This window comes from Cognatiluteimonas lumbrici, from assembly GCF_006476065.1.
GTDB classification, from domain to species: domain Bacteria; phylum Pseudomonadota; class Gammaproteobacteria; order Xanthomonadales; family Xanthomonadaceae; genus Cognatiluteimonas; species Cognatiluteimonas lumbrici.
Window position 1 is genome coordinate 904,734 of sequence record NZ_ML636798.1, and the last position, 15,356, is coordinate 920,089.

Annotated in this window: 14 protein-coding genes; 10 read left to right on the top strand and 4 right to left on the bottom strand. The window is 72.3% G+C overall.

Annotated elements, in window-relative coordinates:
• Positions 1-14 precede the first annotated feature (14 nt).
• Positions 15-1,640, top strand: a complete 1,626-nt coding sequence (locus E4F25_RS04470) for an alkaline phosphatase (RefSeq protein ID WP_407062805.1) — start codon at positions 15-17, stop codon at positions 1,638-1,640.
• A 25-nt stretch (positions 1,641-1,665) separates the two neighbouring features.
• Here the strand turns inward: E4F25_RS04470 and E4F25_RS04475 are convergent, their stop codons facing one another.
• Positions 1,666-2,118: a CopD family protein gene (locus tag E4F25_RS04475; protein ID WP_140909017.1), complete on the bottom strand. Its 453-nt coding sequence runs from the start codon at positions 2,116-2,118 to the stop codon at positions 1,666-1,668.
• Between the two features lie 44 nt (positions 2,119-2,162).
• On the opposite strand from E4F25_RS04475, the gene E4F25_RS04480 reads away from it, so the two are divergent.
• Positions 2,163-2,753: a methyltransferase gene (locus E4F25_RS04480; protein ID WP_140909018.1), complete on the top strand. Its 591-nt coding sequence runs from the start codon at positions 2,163-2,165 to the stop codon at positions 2,751-2,753.
• On the opposite strand, the gene E4F25_RS04485 is transcribed toward E4F25_RS04480, so the two are convergent.
• Together E4F25_RS04485 and E4F25_RS04490 are read right to left on the bottom strand one after the other, a co-directional pair.
• Positions 2,754-3,692 (bottom strand): sensor domain-containing protein, encoded by a 939-nt coding sequence (locus E4F25_RS04485; protein ID WP_140909019.1) that lies wholly within the window; start codon positions 3,690-3,692, stop codon positions 2,754-2,756.
• Positions 3,689-4,066 (bottom strand): PadR family transcriptional regulator, encoded by a 378-nt coding sequence (locus E4F25_RS04490; RefSeq protein ID WP_140909020.1) that lies wholly within the window; start codon positions 4,064-4,066, stop codon positions 3,689-3,691. The genes E4F25_RS04485 and E4F25_RS04490 overlap by 4 nt, the downstream gene beginning before the upstream one ends.
• Before the next feature lie 94 nt (positions 4,067-4,160).
• Here E4F25_RS04490 and E4F25_RS04495 point away from each other — a divergent pair, with 94 nt between their 5' ends.
• The 6 genes from E4F25_RS04495 to E4F25_RS04520 all read left to right on the top strand — a co-directional run bounded on the left by E4F25_RS04495 (position 4,161) and on the right by E4F25_RS04520 (position 12,462).
• Positions 4,161-5,069: a peptidylprolyl isomerase gene (locus E4F25_RS04495; protein ID WP_140909021.1), complete on the top strand. Its 909-nt coding sequence runs from the start codon at positions 4,161-4,163 to the stop codon at positions 5,067-5,069.
• Positions 5,070-5,133: 64 nt separating this feature from the next.
• Positions 5,134-5,427, top strand: a complete 294-nt coding sequence (locus E4F25_RS04500; RefSeq protein ID WP_140909022.1) for a hypothetical protein — start codon at positions 5,134-5,136, stop codon at positions 5,425-5,427.
• A gap of 96 nt (positions 5,428-5,523) precedes the next feature.
• Positions 5,524-7,788: a M1 family metallopeptidase gene (locus tag E4F25_RS04505; RefSeq protein ID WP_246069747.1), complete on the top strand. Its 2,265-nt coding sequence runs from the start codon at positions 5,524-5,526 to the stop codon at positions 7,786-7,788.
• Positions 7,785-8,654 carry a hypothetical protein gene (locus E4F25_RS04510; protein WP_140909023.1) on the top strand — a complete coding sequence of 290 codons (870 nt, stop codon included), beginning with the start codon at positions 7,785-7,787 and terminating at the stop codon, positions 8,652-8,654. Before E4F25_RS04505 ends, E4F25_RS04510 begins: the two co-directional genes overlap by 4 nt.
• Positions 8,655-8,764: 110 nt before the next feature.
• Complete coding sequence (locus E4F25_RS04515; protein WP_140909024.1) at positions 8,765-11,653, top strand: sensor domain-containing diguanylate cyclase; 2,889 nt, start codon at positions 8,765-8,767, stop codon at positions 11,651-11,653.
• Positions 11,650-12,462, top strand: a complete 813-nt coding sequence (locus E4F25_RS04520) for a DUF72 domain-containing protein (protein ID WP_140909025.1) — start codon at positions 11,650-11,652, stop codon at positions 12,460-12,462. Before E4F25_RS04515 ends, E4F25_RS04520 begins: the two co-directional genes overlap by 4 nt.
• A gap of 2 nt (positions 12,463-12,464) precedes the next feature.
• Here E4F25_RS04520 and E4F25_RS04525 read toward each other — a convergent pair whose 3' ends face one another.
• Positions 12,465-13,361, bottom strand: coding sequence for a DMT family transporter (locus E4F25_RS04525; protein ID WP_140909026.1), 897 nt, complete (start codon positions 13,359-13,361; stop codon positions 12,465-12,467).
• Positions 13,362-13,468: 107 nt separating this feature from the next.
• Between E4F25_RS04525 and E4F25_RS04530 the strand changes: the two genes are divergently transcribed.
• Both E4F25_RS04530 and E4F25_RS04535 read left to right on the top strand, forming a co-directional pair.
• Positions 13,469-14,356 (top strand): LysR substrate-binding domain-containing protein, encoded by an 888-nt coding sequence (locus E4F25_RS04530; RefSeq protein ID WP_140909027.1) that lies wholly within the window; start codon positions 13,469-13,471, stop codon positions 14,354-14,356.
• A gap of 25 nt (positions 14,357-14,381) precedes the next feature.
• The gene (locus tag E4F25_RS04535; RefSeq protein ID WP_140909028.1) at positions 14,382-15,332 is read left to right on the top strand and encodes a DMT family transporter; all 951 of its coding nucleotides are present in this window, start codon (positions 14,382-14,384) and stop codon (positions 15,330-15,332) included.
• Positions 15,333-15,356: the final 24 nt, after the last annotated feature.

The following is a 15,356-nucleotide window of genomic DNA, read 5'->3' on the forward strand; positions in this document are numbered from 1 at the left end:
CACCGGACCGATCGATGACGTCAATGCGCCCGCTCGTCGCTGCCCTGCTTGCAGGTTCGCTCGCCGCCTGTGCCGCTACCCCGGCACCCCGTACCGATGCCGCACCCGTGCAAGGCATCGCCGTGGACGTGCCGGACATCCGCCGCCCCGATGGCGAAACCGCGGCCTGGTGGTTCCGCGACGGTGCCGCGCAGGCCGCCGGCAACGGCGCGATGCAGGGACGCGCGCGCAACCTGATCCTGTTCGTCGGCGACGGCATGAGCCTGCCGACGGTGGCCGCGGCGCGCATCCTCGCGGGCCAGCGCGAAGGCGCTCCGGGCGAGGAGCACCGGCTCGCGTGGGAGCGCTTCCCGCACACCGCGCTGAGCCGGACCTACAACACCGACACCCAGACCCCCGACTCCGCCGGCACCATGTCGGCGATGGCCACCGGGGTGAAGACCCGCGCCGGCGTGATCAGCATCGGGCAGTCCGCGCGCCTCGGCGACTGCGCCGCCGCACGCGAGGCCGGCGTGCTGACCTTGTGGGAACTGGCCGAGGCAACCGGCATGGCGACCGGCGTGGTGACCACCGCGCGCGCCACCCACGCCACGCCCGCCGCCACCTTCTCCCATTCCGCCCATCGCAACTGGGAGAACGACGCGCAGCTGCCGGAGGCCGCGAAGGCCGCCGGCTGCACCGACATCGCGCTGCAGATGATCGAGACGCCGTACGGCGACGGCCCCGACGTGCTGCTCGGCGGCGGCCGCACGAACTTCCTGCCGGCCGGGATGCCCGACCCCGAGTACCCGGACAAGTCCGGCCGCCGCAAGGACGGCCGCAACCTGGTGGACGCGTGGCTCGCCCGCCACCCCGGCGGCCGCTACGCCTGGAACGCGGCGCAGTTCGCGGCCGCGCCGGTGGACGCGCCGCTGCTCGGCCTGTTCGAGCCCAGCCACATGCAGTACGAGCACGACCGCGCCGGCGACGCCTCCGGCGAGCCTTCGCTGGCCGAGATGACCCGCGCCGCGATCGAGCGCCTGTCGCGCAACCCGAACGGCTACGTGCTGCTGGTCGAGGGCGCGCGCATCGACCACGCCCACCACGACGGCAACGCCTTCCGCGCGCTCGGCGACACGATTGCGATGAGCGAGGCGGTCGCGGTCGCCGACGCCATGACTTCCGCCGACGACACCCTGGTGCTGGTCACCGCCGACCACGCGCACACGATGTCGTTCGTCGGCTACCCGGTGCGCGGCAATCCGATCCTCGGCCTGGTGCGCGAGCAGCAGCCCGACGGCAGCGTCGCGGTCGCCACCGACGACGACGGCCTCCCCTACACCACGCTGGTCTACGCCAACGGTCCCGGCTACGTCGGTGGCGAAGGCCGCCCCGACCTGGCCACAGTGGATACCGCCGCGCCGGACTACCTGCAGGAAGCGATCGTGCCGCTCGGCGCAGAGTCGCACGGCGGCGACGACGTCGGCATCTGGGCGCGCGGCCCGGGCGCCGGCGCGGTGCGCGGCAGCGTCGAGCAGAACGCGATCTTCCACTTCCTGCTGCAGGCCAACCCGCGCCTGCGCGAGGGGCTGTGCAATGCCGGCTACTGCGACGGCAACGGCGTCCCGGTCGAACTGCCGGATCCGGACGCCTTCCTGTAGGAGCGGCGCTAGCGCCGCGACCCCGTCAGAACGGCTTCGCCAGTACCAGCCACACGATCCCGGCCAGCACCAGCACCGGGATCTCGTTGAACCAGCGCAGCGCGCTGGCCGAAGGCAGCGTGCCGCCGCGCGCGACCCGCTTCAGCCAGCGCCCGCTGACCACCCACGCGGCGAACAGCAGCAGCACCAGCCCGAGCTTGGCGTGCAGCCAGCCGCTGCCCTGCGCCACCATCGTCGGGAAGTCCGGGATCACGCGGTAGCCCAGCCACAGCACCAGCCCGAGCACGAACGCCAGCCCGAACATGATGTGGCCGAAGCGGTACAGGCGCCGCCCCATGAGCAACAGGCGCTCGCGCACCGGCGCGACGTCGCCGGCCTCGACCAGGTTGAGCAGGATCCGCGGCAGGTAGAACAGCGCCGCCATCCAGGCGATCACGAACACGATGTGGGCGGTCTTGGCGATCAGGTAGGCGGTCATGCGGTGCTCCGTCGGCGCGGTGGGCGCCACGATAGGATGCCACCATGGCCAAACGCTACGACAAATCCTATTTCGACCGCTGGTACCGCGGCGGCGGCATCGGCGGCGCCCGCCGGCTCGCACGCAAGGTGGCGCTCGCGGTCGCCACCGCCGAGTACCACCTCGAGCGCCCGCTGCGCACCGTGCTCGACATCGGCGCCGGCGAGGCCGCGTGGCGCGCGCCGCTGCTGAAGCTGCGACCGGGCGTGCAGTACCTGGGCTTCGACGCCAGCGAGTACGCGGTCGGCCGCTACGGCCGAAGCCGCAACCTGCACCTCGCCCGCTTCGCCGACTTCGCGCTGCTGCGCCCATGCCCGCCGGCCGACCTGCTGGTGTGCAGCGACGTGCTGCACTACCTGCCGGCGCGCGAACTCGACAAGGGCCTGCCCGGGCTCGCCGAACTCTGCGGCAGCGTCGCCTTCCTCGAGACCTTCACCCGCGAGGACAGCACCGAAGGCGACGACGACGAGTTCCACCCCCGCCCCGCCGCCTTCTACCGCAAGCGCTTCGAGTCCCTGGGCTTCACCCAGCTAGGCAGCCACTGCTGGCTCTCCCCCGCCCGCCGCGACACCCCCACGTCCCTGGAAGTCCCGTAGTCAGACCTTCACCAACAACTGCTTCGCGATCCCCCCGTGCACCCGCCCGATCCCGCGCAGCAGGTGCAGCGTCGCGAACAGCAGCACCACGCCGCAGGCGAACGCGATCGGCAGTTCCCACCAGCCGAGCATCGTCGCCGGCTCCCACATGCTCGGGCCCCAGTAGCCGATCCAGCCGCCGGACAGCGTCCAACCGTCGAAGGCGCCGAACATCGCCAGCGGCGGCGCGACCACGAGCGCCAGCGACACCGACAGCAGCGTCACCGCGAGGGTGAAGTAGAGGATGCCGAGCGGCAGCATCAGCAGCATGTACAGCAGCGTCGACCAGGTGCGCGGATCGGTGAACATCTCGCCGATGCGGGTCAGCACCGGGCGGTCGCGGTCGGCGTACAGCGGCCGCCGCGGCATGCGTTCGCCGAGCATCACCTCGACGATGCGCCCTTCCACCAGCGACAGCAGCCGCACCGAGCCGAGGAACAGGATCAGGAACGGGATGCCGATGATGATCACCGCCAGCCCGAGCGACAGCGAGATGCCGGTCACCACCCAGGTGAAGTAGAAGATGCCTGTGGCCAGCGCGAGCACCGCGTAGAACATCGCGCCGTAGGTGCGCGGATCCGCGGCCACGCCGAAGAAGCGGCCCAGCGCCGAACGCCGCGGCGGCGGCGCCGGCGCGCGCAGCGCGGTCTGCACCGTGGCTTCGGTGTCGCGGTAGATATCGGCGACCTCCTCCGGCGCGCCGTAGCTGCCGGCGACGGAGGCGATCACCTCGGCCTCGGAGCGGCCCGGCTGTTCGGCCAGTTCCGAGCGCAGGTATTCCTCGGCGTCGTAGAGCGCGTCCTGCACCAGCGCGGGATCGGCGCCGGCGAGCGCGGCGCGCAGCTGCGCCAGGTATTCGGGGATGGAGGTCGGCAACGGACGCGACTGCTCGGTGTTCATGGGATGTCCCCCTGCAGGACGGAATCGACGGAATCACGGGTGGCGCGCCAGGCTCCGGACCAGGCGCGAAGGACGTTCCGCCCGAGGGCGGTGATGCGGTAGTAGCGGCGCGGCGGCCCCGCGTCGGACGGCTCGACGAAGCTCTCGAGCACACCCGCCGCCTCGAGGTTGCGCAGCACCGGGTACAGCGCGCTCTGCTTGCCGGCGAGCACGCCGTCGCCGACCTGCTCCAGGCGCTTGGCGATCTGGTAGCCGTACATCGGCTCGTCGGTGCCGGCGAGCACGCCGAGCAGGGCCAGCGAGACGGTGCCGGCGCTGAGTTCCTTCTGGAACTTGCGCAGCAGCGGCTCGATCGGGTCGGGGGCCTGGGTCATGGCCCGCACTCTATTGCCAAGTTCGATATAGCGAACGTGCCAGTAGTCATGCCGGCCCTAGAATCGGCGGCAGACGTCCACCCCGGAGCCGCCGATGCGCCTTGCCCGCACCCTGCCCCTCGCCCTGTCCCTGTTTGTCGCGTCGTCCGCGGCCCTGGCTGCCGACGAGGCTCCGCCTCGGTCGCCGCAGCAGTTGCTGGACGCGTCCGCGCCCTCGGACTGGCGCACGCCGGATCCGGAGAACCTGCTGTACGTGGACATCCCCGGCGGCCGGGTGGTGATCGAACTGGCGCCGCGCTTCGCCCCGGAGCACGTCGCCAACATCCGGGCGCTGGCGCGCGGGCATTTCTGGGACGGCCTCAGCATCTACCGGTCGCAGGACAACTTCGTGGTCCAGTTCGGCGACCCGACCGAGGACGAGGCCGCGCGCAAGCCGCTCGGCGAGGCCCGCGAACACCTGCCGGCCGAATTCACCCGCGCCGCCGCCGGGCTGCCGTTCGACGCGCTCCCGGACCGCGACGGCTACGCCCCCGAGGTCGGCTTCGTCGAAGCCTTCCCGGCCGGGCGCGACCCGGCCACCGGCGAGGCCTGGCTGGCGCACTGCTACGGCGCACTCGGCGCCGGCCGCGACGTCGCCGCCGATTCCAGCACCGGTGCCGAGCTGTACGTGGTCATCGGCCAGTCGCCGCGCCAGCTCGACCGCAACATCACCGTGGTCGGGCGCGTGCTCCGGGGCATGGAACTGCTGAGCACGATCCGGCGCGGACCGGAACCGATGGGCTTCTACGAGGACCCGGCGCTGCGCACGCCGATCGCCTCGATCCGCCTGGCCAGCGAGCTGCCGGCGGACCAGCACGTGCCGCTGCAGGTCCTGCGCACCGACACCCCGCTGTTCGCGCGCCTGGTGGAGATGCGCCGCAACCGCGACGACGGCTGGTACAAGGTCCCAGCCGGGCACATCGACCTGTGCAACGTGCCGTTGCCGGTGCGCGAGGCGCCCTGAGGCCATCACGCGGCATTGGCCCCGGGCTGCCTAGGCTGCCCGCACCCCACCCCGAGACCTGTCCATGCCGATCCTCCGCATGCGCCTCACCGGAAGCGACGACGACGTCCGTGCCATTTCCAACCTGCTGCAGAGCCTGGACGGCATCGAGCACGTGGAGGAAGTGGCCGACATGATGGACCGCATGGACGACGCGGACTCCAGCTCCGCCGGGCTCAGCGAGAGCAACGGCCCGGACGCGCACGAGATCGAGGTCGAGGCCGGCAACGCCGCCACCGCACGCAAGGTGCGCGAGGCGGTCGAGGCGCTGGCCTTCGACATGGACGTGCTGGTGGAGTTCGAGGAAGAGGAAGACTGAGCCCCGGCAACGATGCCGGGCGCATGACCGCCGGCGGTTGCGGCGGGCGCCGTCTTGCAGCACCCTCGGGCATTCGTGTCACCCGGGGAACCACCAATGCCTTGCAAGCGAATGCTCCTGGCCTGGGCGCTGGCCGCCTGGCTGCCACTGGCCATGCACGCGTCGGCCGTGCACGCGCAGGCCGCGCCTGAGGCCGCCGCGCCGGAAACCACTGACGCTATCGCAGCGGAAGCGGCCGCGCCGGCCGGCGACTGTCCCGCGATCCCGCTCGCCGGCGCCGACGCTGCCGCGGTCACCGTGCCCAGCGCGCCGGACGCCTGGGGCGGCCCGCGCACCGGCGACGAGCCGACCCTGTCCGACCGCGTGGTGCGCTACGAGATCGACGCCACCCTGGATCCCGACAAGCACACCGTCAGCGGCCGCCAGAAGCTGACCTGGCGCAACCGCAGCGCGCAGCCGGTGTGCAGCGTCTACCTGCACCTGTACCTCAACGCGTTCGAGGGCCCGGGCAGTACCTTCATGACCGAGCTGCGCGAAGGCAACGACCAGTTCCGCAGCGGCGTCGGCACCGGCGACGGCGAATGGGGCTACACGCGCCTGGACAAGGTCGAGCAGGCCGGCCAGCCGGTGCAGTGGGCCTTCGTGCAGCCCGACGGCGGCCCGGAGACCGACCGCACGGTGGTGCGCCTGGACCTGCCGCAGGCGGTCGCCCCCGGCGCGAGCACCACGCTCGACATCGCCTTCTTCGACCAGCTTCCGCGCGTGGTCGCGCGCTCCGGCTACTACGGCAGCTTCCACCTGGTCGCGCAGTGGTTCCCGAAGATCGGCGTGCTCGAGCTGCCCGGCGAACGCGGTGCGACCGCGCCGCGCTGGAACGCGCACGAATTCCACGCGCACAGCGAGTTCTACGCCGACTTCGGCGAGTACGACGTGCGCATCACCGTCCCGGCCGGCTACACCGTCGGCGCCACCGGCGAGGAAGTGTTCGAGGACGGCAGCGACAAGCCGGTCGAACGCGACGGCATGGTCACGCACCGATTCGTGCAGGACGACGTGCACGACTTCGCCTGGACCGCGGACAAGCGCTATGCCGAGCCGCTGGTCGGCCATTACGAGGGTCCCGGCAGCCCGCGCGTGACCGTGCGCGTGCTGTACACGCCCGAGTACGAGAACAACGCGCAGCCGGCGCTGGACGCCACCCTTGCCTCGCTCGAGTACTTCTCGCGCACGCTCGGCCCCTACCCCTACCGCACGGTGACCGTGGTGATCCCGCCGTACGGCGCGGGCGAGGCCGGCGGCATGGAGTACCCGACGTTCTTCACCGCCTCGAGCTATCCGGACGTCGCCGAAGGCACGCTGTTCCGCGACCTGCTCGACTTCGTCACCATCCACGAGTTCGGCCACGGCTATTTCTACGGCATCCTCGCCTCGAACGAGTTCGAGGAGCCGATGCTCGACGAGGGCCTGAACGAGTTCTGGGACCAGCGCATGCTGACCGAGGCCGGCCGCAAGGTGAACCTGTCCGCCGGCTGGATGCGCAAGCTCGGCATCGACTTCAAGCTGCCGGTGTTCGGCTACGAGCGGATGGCGGCGATGACCGCTTCGCCGGCCGACCCGCTGGGCCAGAATTCCTGGAACCGCATGTCCGGCCGCAGCTACGGCACCGTGTACTCGCGCACCGCGACCGCCATGCGCGACCTCGAGGCGCAGGTCGGCAAGGAGGCGCTGGAGCGCGCGTTCAAGCTGTACTACGAGCGCTGGAAGTTCCGCCACCCGAGCATCGCCGATTTCCGCGAGGCGATGATCGAGGGCACCGGCCAGCGCGAGACCGTCGAGCGCCTGTTCGCGCAGCAGGTCTACGGCGTGAGCAAGGTGGACGACCGCATCGCCAGCCTGTCCAGCGTCGAGGTGCTGCCGCAGCCCGGTTACGCGATGCGCGACGGCAAGCGCGTCGAGCTGACCCGCGCGGACATCGACAAGGAGATCTCCGACAAGCGCAAGGCCTGGGCGCAGAAGCATGCCGATGCGAAGCCGGGCGAGGCCGGCCCCTTCCCTTACCGCACGGTGGTGCTGGTGCGCCGCGCCGGTGCCGACGTGCCGCAGCAACTGACGGTCACCTTCGCCGACGGCAGCAAGGAGACCGTGGAGTTCAGCGGCGATCGCCCGTGGCAGCGCTTCACCTGGACCACGCCCAGCCGCGCGGTCTCGGCGGTGCTCGATCCGGCCGGCAAGCACTACCTCGACGCCAACAAGCTCGACGACAGCCGCACGCTCGACTCCGACGCGTCGGTCGCGACCCGCATCTCCACCCAGGTGGCCTCGCTGCTGCAGGCCTTCTTCGCTTTCATGGTGAGCCTATGAACCGCGCATCCCGACGTGGCGGCCTGGGCGCCGCCTTCTCCTCCCTGGGCACCGCGCTGCAGTGGCGCCTGCTGCTGTTGTGGCTGCTGGCCACGCTGGTGCCCGCGCTGCTGGTGGCGACGCCGCTGTGGACCTCGCTGCAGGCGCAGTTCGGGCACAGCGTGCACGCCGCGGTCATCGCCGCCGGCGACGACCTGCCGCTGCTCTTGGAAGGCCTCGGCGAGATGGGCGAGCACGGGCAGTGGCTGGCCGCGGCCCTGGGGGGAAGCGGGCTGCTGATGCTGCTGCTCGCGCCGTGGCTGACCGGCATGGTCGTCGCCTCGCTGCGCGCCGGCCGCCGCCTCGGCTTCGCGGAACTGGCCGCGGGCGGGCTGTCCGAATACTGGCGCATGCTGCGCATGATGCTGTGGTCGGTGCTCCCGATCGGCCTGGCGATCCTGCTCGGCGGCATCGTGCTGGGCGCGCTGCAGGCCGGCACCGAGGACGCGATCCTCGCCTCCGAGGTGGAGTCGGCCACGCGCATCGGCCTCATCGTCATGGTGGTGCTCGGCGTGCTCGCCCACGTCACCGTCGAGGCCGGCCGCGGTTGGCTCGGCGCCGACCCGGCGCTGCGCTCGGTGGTGCGTGCGTGGTGGCGCGGCCTCAAGCTGCTGCTGCGCCGTCCGCTGGCGACGCTGCTGGTGTACGTGGTGACCTGCGTCGCCGGCTTCGGCCTGGCCGCGCTGCTGGGCTGGCTGCGGCTCGCCGTGGACGGGATCGGCGCGGGCGCGGCGGTGCTGTCGTTCCTGGTCGGGCAGGCGATCGTGCTCGCGATCGCCTGGGGGCGGATCGCACGCCTGCACGGCCTGGCCGCGATCGCACGCTGAACCGCGGCGCCTAGGGCGGCCCCGGAGGCCGCCCGGGGGCCTAACGCGGGACCGGCGTCACGCCCCGGCCGCGCGTCCGACGCTAGGCTGTCCCCGGACAGGGGACCCAGATGCGACAAGGCGGCAGCCAGCCCGATACCGTGCACGACGCGCCCGGCGACAGTTTCGCCGCGGTGCTGCTGTCCGCGTCCAGCCCGCGCGAAGTGTGCGCGGCGCTGTTCGCGCAACTGCCGGCACTGCGGCCCGAGGCGGCGCTGTGGTCCACGCGCTGGCCCGAGGCCATCCAGGGCGCGCCGGACGCGGCCAGCGACCGCCTGGTCGCGCGTGCGGTCCGCGCGCACGCCGCCGGCGCCCGCGCCGATGCCCGCTTCCTGACCCTGTGCGACGACGGCGAGGGCGGCGTGGCCATGCTCTGCCTGCACCGCCACGCCGCCGGCGACACCGCCGTGCTCGCCGCCTGTGCCGCGGCCGGCGAACGCATGGCCGAACTGCTCGCGCGCGAGCGCCTGCAGGCCACCGTGGCCCAGCTCGAGAAGGCCGAGCAGCTGCAGCGCGCGCTCTACGCGATCGCCGACATGGCCGGCTCCAGCCTGGACATGCCGGACATGCTGAGCGGCCTGCACAGGATCGTCTCCGGCCTGATGTACGCGGAGAACTTCTACATCGCGCTGTACGACGAGGACCAGGACAGCCTGCGCTTCGCCTACTTCGCCGACACCGTGGACCAGGCCGGCCCTGCCCCGGACGAGGTGGTGCCGCTGTCGCGCATCGAGCGCGGCCTGAGCTGGTACCTGGTGCGCGACGCGCGCCCGATGATGGGCAGCACCGAGGAGCTGCGCGCACAGGCCTCCGGTCCGCTGCACCTGCACGGCGCCGACAGCACCGACTGGCTCGGCGTGCCGATGCTCCGCGACGGTCGCGTGATCGGCATCCTGGTCGTGCAGAGCTACCTCGAGGGCACCCGCTACACGCAGGCGGACATGACCCTGCTGGGCTTCGTCGCCGAGCACGTGCTGACCGCGCTCGAACGGCGCGACGCGCGCGAGCAGCTCGAGCGCCGGGTCGAGGAACGCACCCGCCAGCTGGCCGAGGCCAACCGCGAGCTGAGCCGCGAGGTCGCCGAGCGCCAGCGCGGCGAGCGCCTGCAGGCCGCGCTCTACAAGCTGGCGGCGCTGGGCAGCAGCGAGGACAGCAGCATCGCCTTCTACCGCCAGGTGCACGCGATCGTCGGCGGCCTGATCCACGCCCGCAACTTCTACATCGCGCTGCTGTCCGCGGACGGCAGCGAGGTCAGCTTCCCGTTCGCGGTCGATGCCTGCGAGACCGACTGGTCCACGCGCCCGTTCGGGCGCGGCATGACCGAATTCGTCCTGCGCAGCGGCACGCCGCAGGTGGTGGATCCGGCGCGCACCATCGAGCTGGTGCGCCAGGGCGAGGTGGACCCCCGCTACGTGGATCCGCTGGTCACCAGCTGGCTGGGCGCGCCGCTGGCCGGCGTGGACGGGGTGATCGGCGCAGTGGTGGTGCAGTCCTACTCGCAGAGCCGCGCCTACGACGCGCGCGACGCCGAACTGCTCAACTTCGCCGCCCACCAGATCACGCGCACGCTGCAGCGCCGCCAGGCGGCCGAGGCCCTGCGCCAGGCCAATGCCCGCCTCGAGGACCGCGTCGAGCAGCGCACCCGCGAGCTGCGCGAGCAGGTGGAGCAGCGCGAGCAGGCGGAGGCGCAACTCCGCCACCAGGTGCTGCACGACCCGCTCACCGGCCTGCCCAACCGCGTGCTGCTGCGCGACCGCGTCGCGCGCGCGATCGACCGGCGCGAGGCCGGCGAGGCGGTCGGCTTCGCGCTGCTGTACATCGACGTGGACCGTTTCAAGCAGATCAACGACAGCCTCGGCCATCTCGTCGGCGACGGCGTGCTCAAGGAGGTCGCGCGCCGGCTGGGCGCGATCGTCGGTGCGCCGGACGTGGTGGCGCGCCTGTCCGGCGACGAGTTCGCGGTGCTGTTGGAGGACCCGGACCCGGGCGCGCGCGCCACCGGCGTCGCGCAGCGGATCATCGACGCCCTGCGCCGGCCGTTCAGCGCCGGCGGCCGCGAACTGCAGGCCAGCGCCAGCATCGGCATCGCGGTCGGCGACGGCGGCCGCGCCTACACCCTGGTGGACGAGGTGCTGCAGGACGCCGACATGGCGCTGTACCGCGCCAAGGAATGCGGCCGCAACCGCTACGTGCCGTTCGACGACAGCCTGCGCCGCGCGGCCCGCGACACCATCGCGCTGGAGCAGGAGCTGCGCGAGGGCCTGGCGCGCGACGAGTTCGCGCCGTGGTTCGAACCGCTGGTGCGGCTGGAGGACGGCGCGGTGATCGGCCACGAGGCGGTGCTGCGCTGGCGCCACCCGCGCCGCGGCGTGCTCGCGGCCGGCGAGTTCCTGCGCGTGGCGGAGGACAGCGGCCAGCTCGCGGCGATCGACTGGCGCAGCTTCCGCCATGCCGCGCTCGCCGCCGCGCGCCTGCCCGGCGACGGCTTCGTCACGATCAACGTCTCGCCGCGGCTGTTCCGCGAGGGCGACTTCGATGCGCGCCTGCTGGGCATGCTCGAGGAGACCGGCGTGGACCCGCGCCGGCTGCGCATCGAACTGGCCGAGAGCGTGCTGCTCGAAGACCCGGGCGGCGTCGCCGCGGTGCTGCAGCGCCTGCGCGACGGCGGCGTGGAGGCGGCGCTCGACGACTTCGGCACCGGCGCCTCGTCGCTGGCGTACGTGCACCGCTTCCCGCTGCGCATGGTCAAGATCGACCGCAGCTTCGTGGCCCGCCTCGACGGCGAACAGGCCGGGCGCAGCCGTGCGGTGCTGGCGGCCATGGTCGCGCTGGCGCACGCGCTCGAGCTCGAGGTGCTGGCGGTCGGCGTCGAGACCGAAGCGCAACGCGACGCCCTGCTCGCGATGGGCTGCCGCCTGGGCCAGGGCTACCTGTTCGGACGCGCGCAGCCGCTGGCATGAGCGGCGCGACGGACGCCGGCACGATCCGCGTCGGCATCGGTGGCTGGACCTACGCGCCCTGGCGCGACAACTTCTATCCCAAGGGGCTGGTGCAGCGGCGCGAGCTCGAGTACGCGAGCCGCCACGTCACCGCGATCGAGGTCAACGGCACCTACTACGGCACGCAGAAGCCGGCGACCTACGCCAGGTGGCGCGACGAGGCCCCGGACGGCTTCGTGTTCGCGGCCAAGGCGCCGAAGCGGGTCATGCAGGCGCGGGTGCTGGCGCGCACCGGCCCGCAGGTCGAGGACTTCGTCGGCGGCATCGCCACGCTGGGCGCGAAGCTGGGACCGCTGGTGTGGCAGTTCGACCGCGGCGTGCGCATCGACCGCGACGACTTCACTGCATTCCTCGCGCTGCTGCCGAAGCAGGCGGACGGAGTCGCGCTGCGCCACGTGCTGGACGTGCGCGACCCGGCCTTCGTGGATGGCGATTTCCTCGCGCTGGCGCGCAGCCACGGGTGCGCCACCGTGTTCACCGATTCCGCCGAACACCCGTCGTTCGCCGACCTCACCGCCGACTTCGCCTATGCCCGGCTGATGCGCGCTCGCAGCGATGTCGCCACCGGCTATCCGACGGCCGAACTGGAGGCATGGGCGAGCCGCGCACGCGAGTGGGCCGAAGGCGGCGAACCCGCCGACCTGCCGCGGATCTCGGCCGAACCCGCCCCGCGACGTCCGCGCGACGTGTTCGTGTTCTTCATCGCCGCCGCCAAGGAGCGCAATCCGGCGGCGGCCATGGCGCTGCTCGCCGCGCTCGGCGGCGACTGAGCTCAACGCGCCTTCTGGCTCGCCGCCACGCTGCCCAGGATCAGCAACGCGGAGACGCCCATGCTCCAGGTCGGGGTTTCGCCGAGCAGCATCCACGCCCACGCCACGCCGAACACCGGGATCAGGTAGGTCACGGTGGACACGCGGCCAGCGCCGAGGCGCGCGATCAGCCGGTAGTACATGACGAAGCCCAGCCCGGTGCACAGCACGCCGAGCAGCGCGGCGGACACCCACGACTGCAGCGGCACCGGTTGCGAGGGCCAGGCGGCGACCGCGAACGGCAGCAACAGCAGCGCGGACGCGCCGACGGTCGCCGCCGCCACCGCGCCGGACGGCAGGCCGGTGAGATGCCGGCGCACGAGGTGCAGGCCCACGGCGTAGAGGAAGGCCGCGGTTGCGCCGGCCGCCACCGCCATGCCGATGCCGCTGCCGGCGGTCCGGCCGCTGGCGAGCACCACCACGCCGGCGAATCCGACCACCAGCGCCAGCGCGCGCCGTCCGCCGATGCGCTCGCCGAAGAACAGCAGGCCCACCAGCGCCGTGAACAGCACCGTCAAGGCGTTCGAGATCGCGCCGATGCCCGCCGGCGCGCGTTCGGCGGCCCAGGCGAACAGGATGAAGGGGACGGCCGCGTTGATCGCCCCGATCAGCGCCAGCTTCGGCCACAGCCGCAGCGGGAACCTGGCCCGCGCCCGCCACAGGAAAGGCAGCAGCACCAGCGCACCGAGCGCCAGCCGCACCTCGACCAGGGCCACCGGGCCGAAGTCGCTCGCCGCCACGCGCATGAACAGGAAGGACGCGCCCCAGATGGCGCCGAGCAGGAGGAGCTCGAGGGAAGCCAGCCGCTCCGGGGCCTCCAGGGAGGGGGTGGCGGGCAGGCTGCCGGCAGTGCTGGACATGGCGTGGCCTTCAAGTGGTTGTTGTCTGTGGGCCATTGTCCGTGGCGCCGGGGGGCGCACAAGCGCATACTTCTTGCGTCAGGCATCAAATCCATTGAGGTCTTGCCATGCTCCGTTCCGGATGGCTTCCGGCGCTGGCCGCGTTCGAGGCGGCGGCCCGGCACCAGAACTTCGCCCACGCCGCGGAGGAACTCAGCCTCACTGCCGGAGCGGTCGGCCACCACGTGCGCAAGCTCGAAGGCTGGCTGGGCGTGCAACTGTTCCACCGCCACGCGCGCGGGGTACTGCTGACCCCCGACGGGCGGCGGCTGGCCGATGCCGCCGGCAGCAGCCTGTCCGACCTCGACGAGGTCGTGCGCGGGATCCGCAGCGGCCGCGACGAGCCGCGGGTGCGCATCGCCACCCTGCATTCCTGGCTCGTCGCCTGGCTGCAGCCACGCTTGCCGGGTTTCGTCGCGGCGCATCCGGACGTGCGCATCGGATTCGAAACCGGCTTCGCGCTCACCCGCTTCGACGACGGCGGCCCCGACCTCGGCATCCGTCTCGGGGGCGGCCAATGGCCGGGGTTGAGCGCTCGCTTGCTGATGGACGAGGTCCTGGTGCCGGTGGCGTCGCCCTCGCTTCCCGGCTTCGACGGGTTGCGCACCCCGGCGGACATCGCGGCCGCGCGCCTGATCTCCGATGCCGGCCACCAGGGCTGGCACGACTGGTTCCGCTGGACCCGGGTGCGCGAGGCGCGACCCGACGAGCACTACCAGTTCACCGACTCCAACGCCGCGCTCAACGCCGCCGCGCTCGGACTCGGCGTCGCGCTGGCGCGCGAAAGGATCGTGGCGCCGTTCCTCGAGTCGGGCCAGCTGGCGCGGCTGCCGGTACCGTCGATGCCCGCGCGCTGGAGCTACTACCTGATCCATCCCTCGCATCGCCGCCTCGGCGCGGATGCGCAGGCGTTCGCCGACTGGCTGCTGCGCGAGTCCGCGCCGTACCGGCCCTAGCCCGTCCCGGCCCTAGAATGCGGCGATGCCGATGACCGACACCCGCAAGGCGTTCCTGCAGATCCACCTGTGCGTGGTGCTGTGGGGCTTCACCGCGATCCTCGGCAAGCTGATCACGCTGCCCGCGTTGCCGCTGGTGTGGTGGCGCATGGGACTGGTGGTGCTGGCGCTGGCGCTGGTCCCGCGGGTGTGGCGGGGGCTGCGCGCGCTGCCGCCGAAGCTGCTGCTCGCCTACGCCGGCATCGGCGTGCTGGTGTCGCTGCACTGGCTGACCTTCTACGGCTCGATCAAGCTCGCCAACGCCTCGGTCGGCGCCACCTGCATGGCGCTGGCGACGGTGTTCACCGCGCTGGCCGAGCCGAAGCTGGCCGGACGCAGGTTCTCGGCGCGCGAGCTCGGACTCGGCATCGCGGTGCTGCCCGGCGTCGCGCTGGTGGTCGGCGGGGTGCCGGTGGACATGCGCCTGGGGATCGCGGTCGGTGCGCTGTCCGCGTTCTTCGTGGCGTTGTTCGGCTCGCTCAACAAGCGCCTGGTCGAACGCACCGATCCGCTGACCATGACCGCGGTCGAACTGGGCGCCGGGACCCTGGCCCTGACCGCGCTGGCACCGTTGATGGCGGTCGCGTTCCCGGTGTTCGGCGGCGACGTGTTCGTGCTTCCCGGCCTGCGAGACGGCCTGCTGCTGCTGGCGCTCGCGTTCGCATGCACGCTGTTCCCGTTCGCGCTGTCGCTGGTCGCCCTGCGCCACATGAGCGCCTTCGCCGCGCAGCTCGCGGTCAACCTGGAACCGGTCTACGCGATCGTGCTGGCGATCCTGCTGCTGGGCGAGCAGCACGAACTCGACCCGGGGTTCTACGCCGGGGTGGTGATCATCCTCGGGGCAGTGGTCGCCTACCCCCTGCTGGTGCGGCCGCAGCGGATCGAGCATGTCGAGGTGCTGGCCACCGGCGAGTCCAAGGACGTCACCAGCGGCTGAGGGCCGGTCAATGCGGACCGGCCC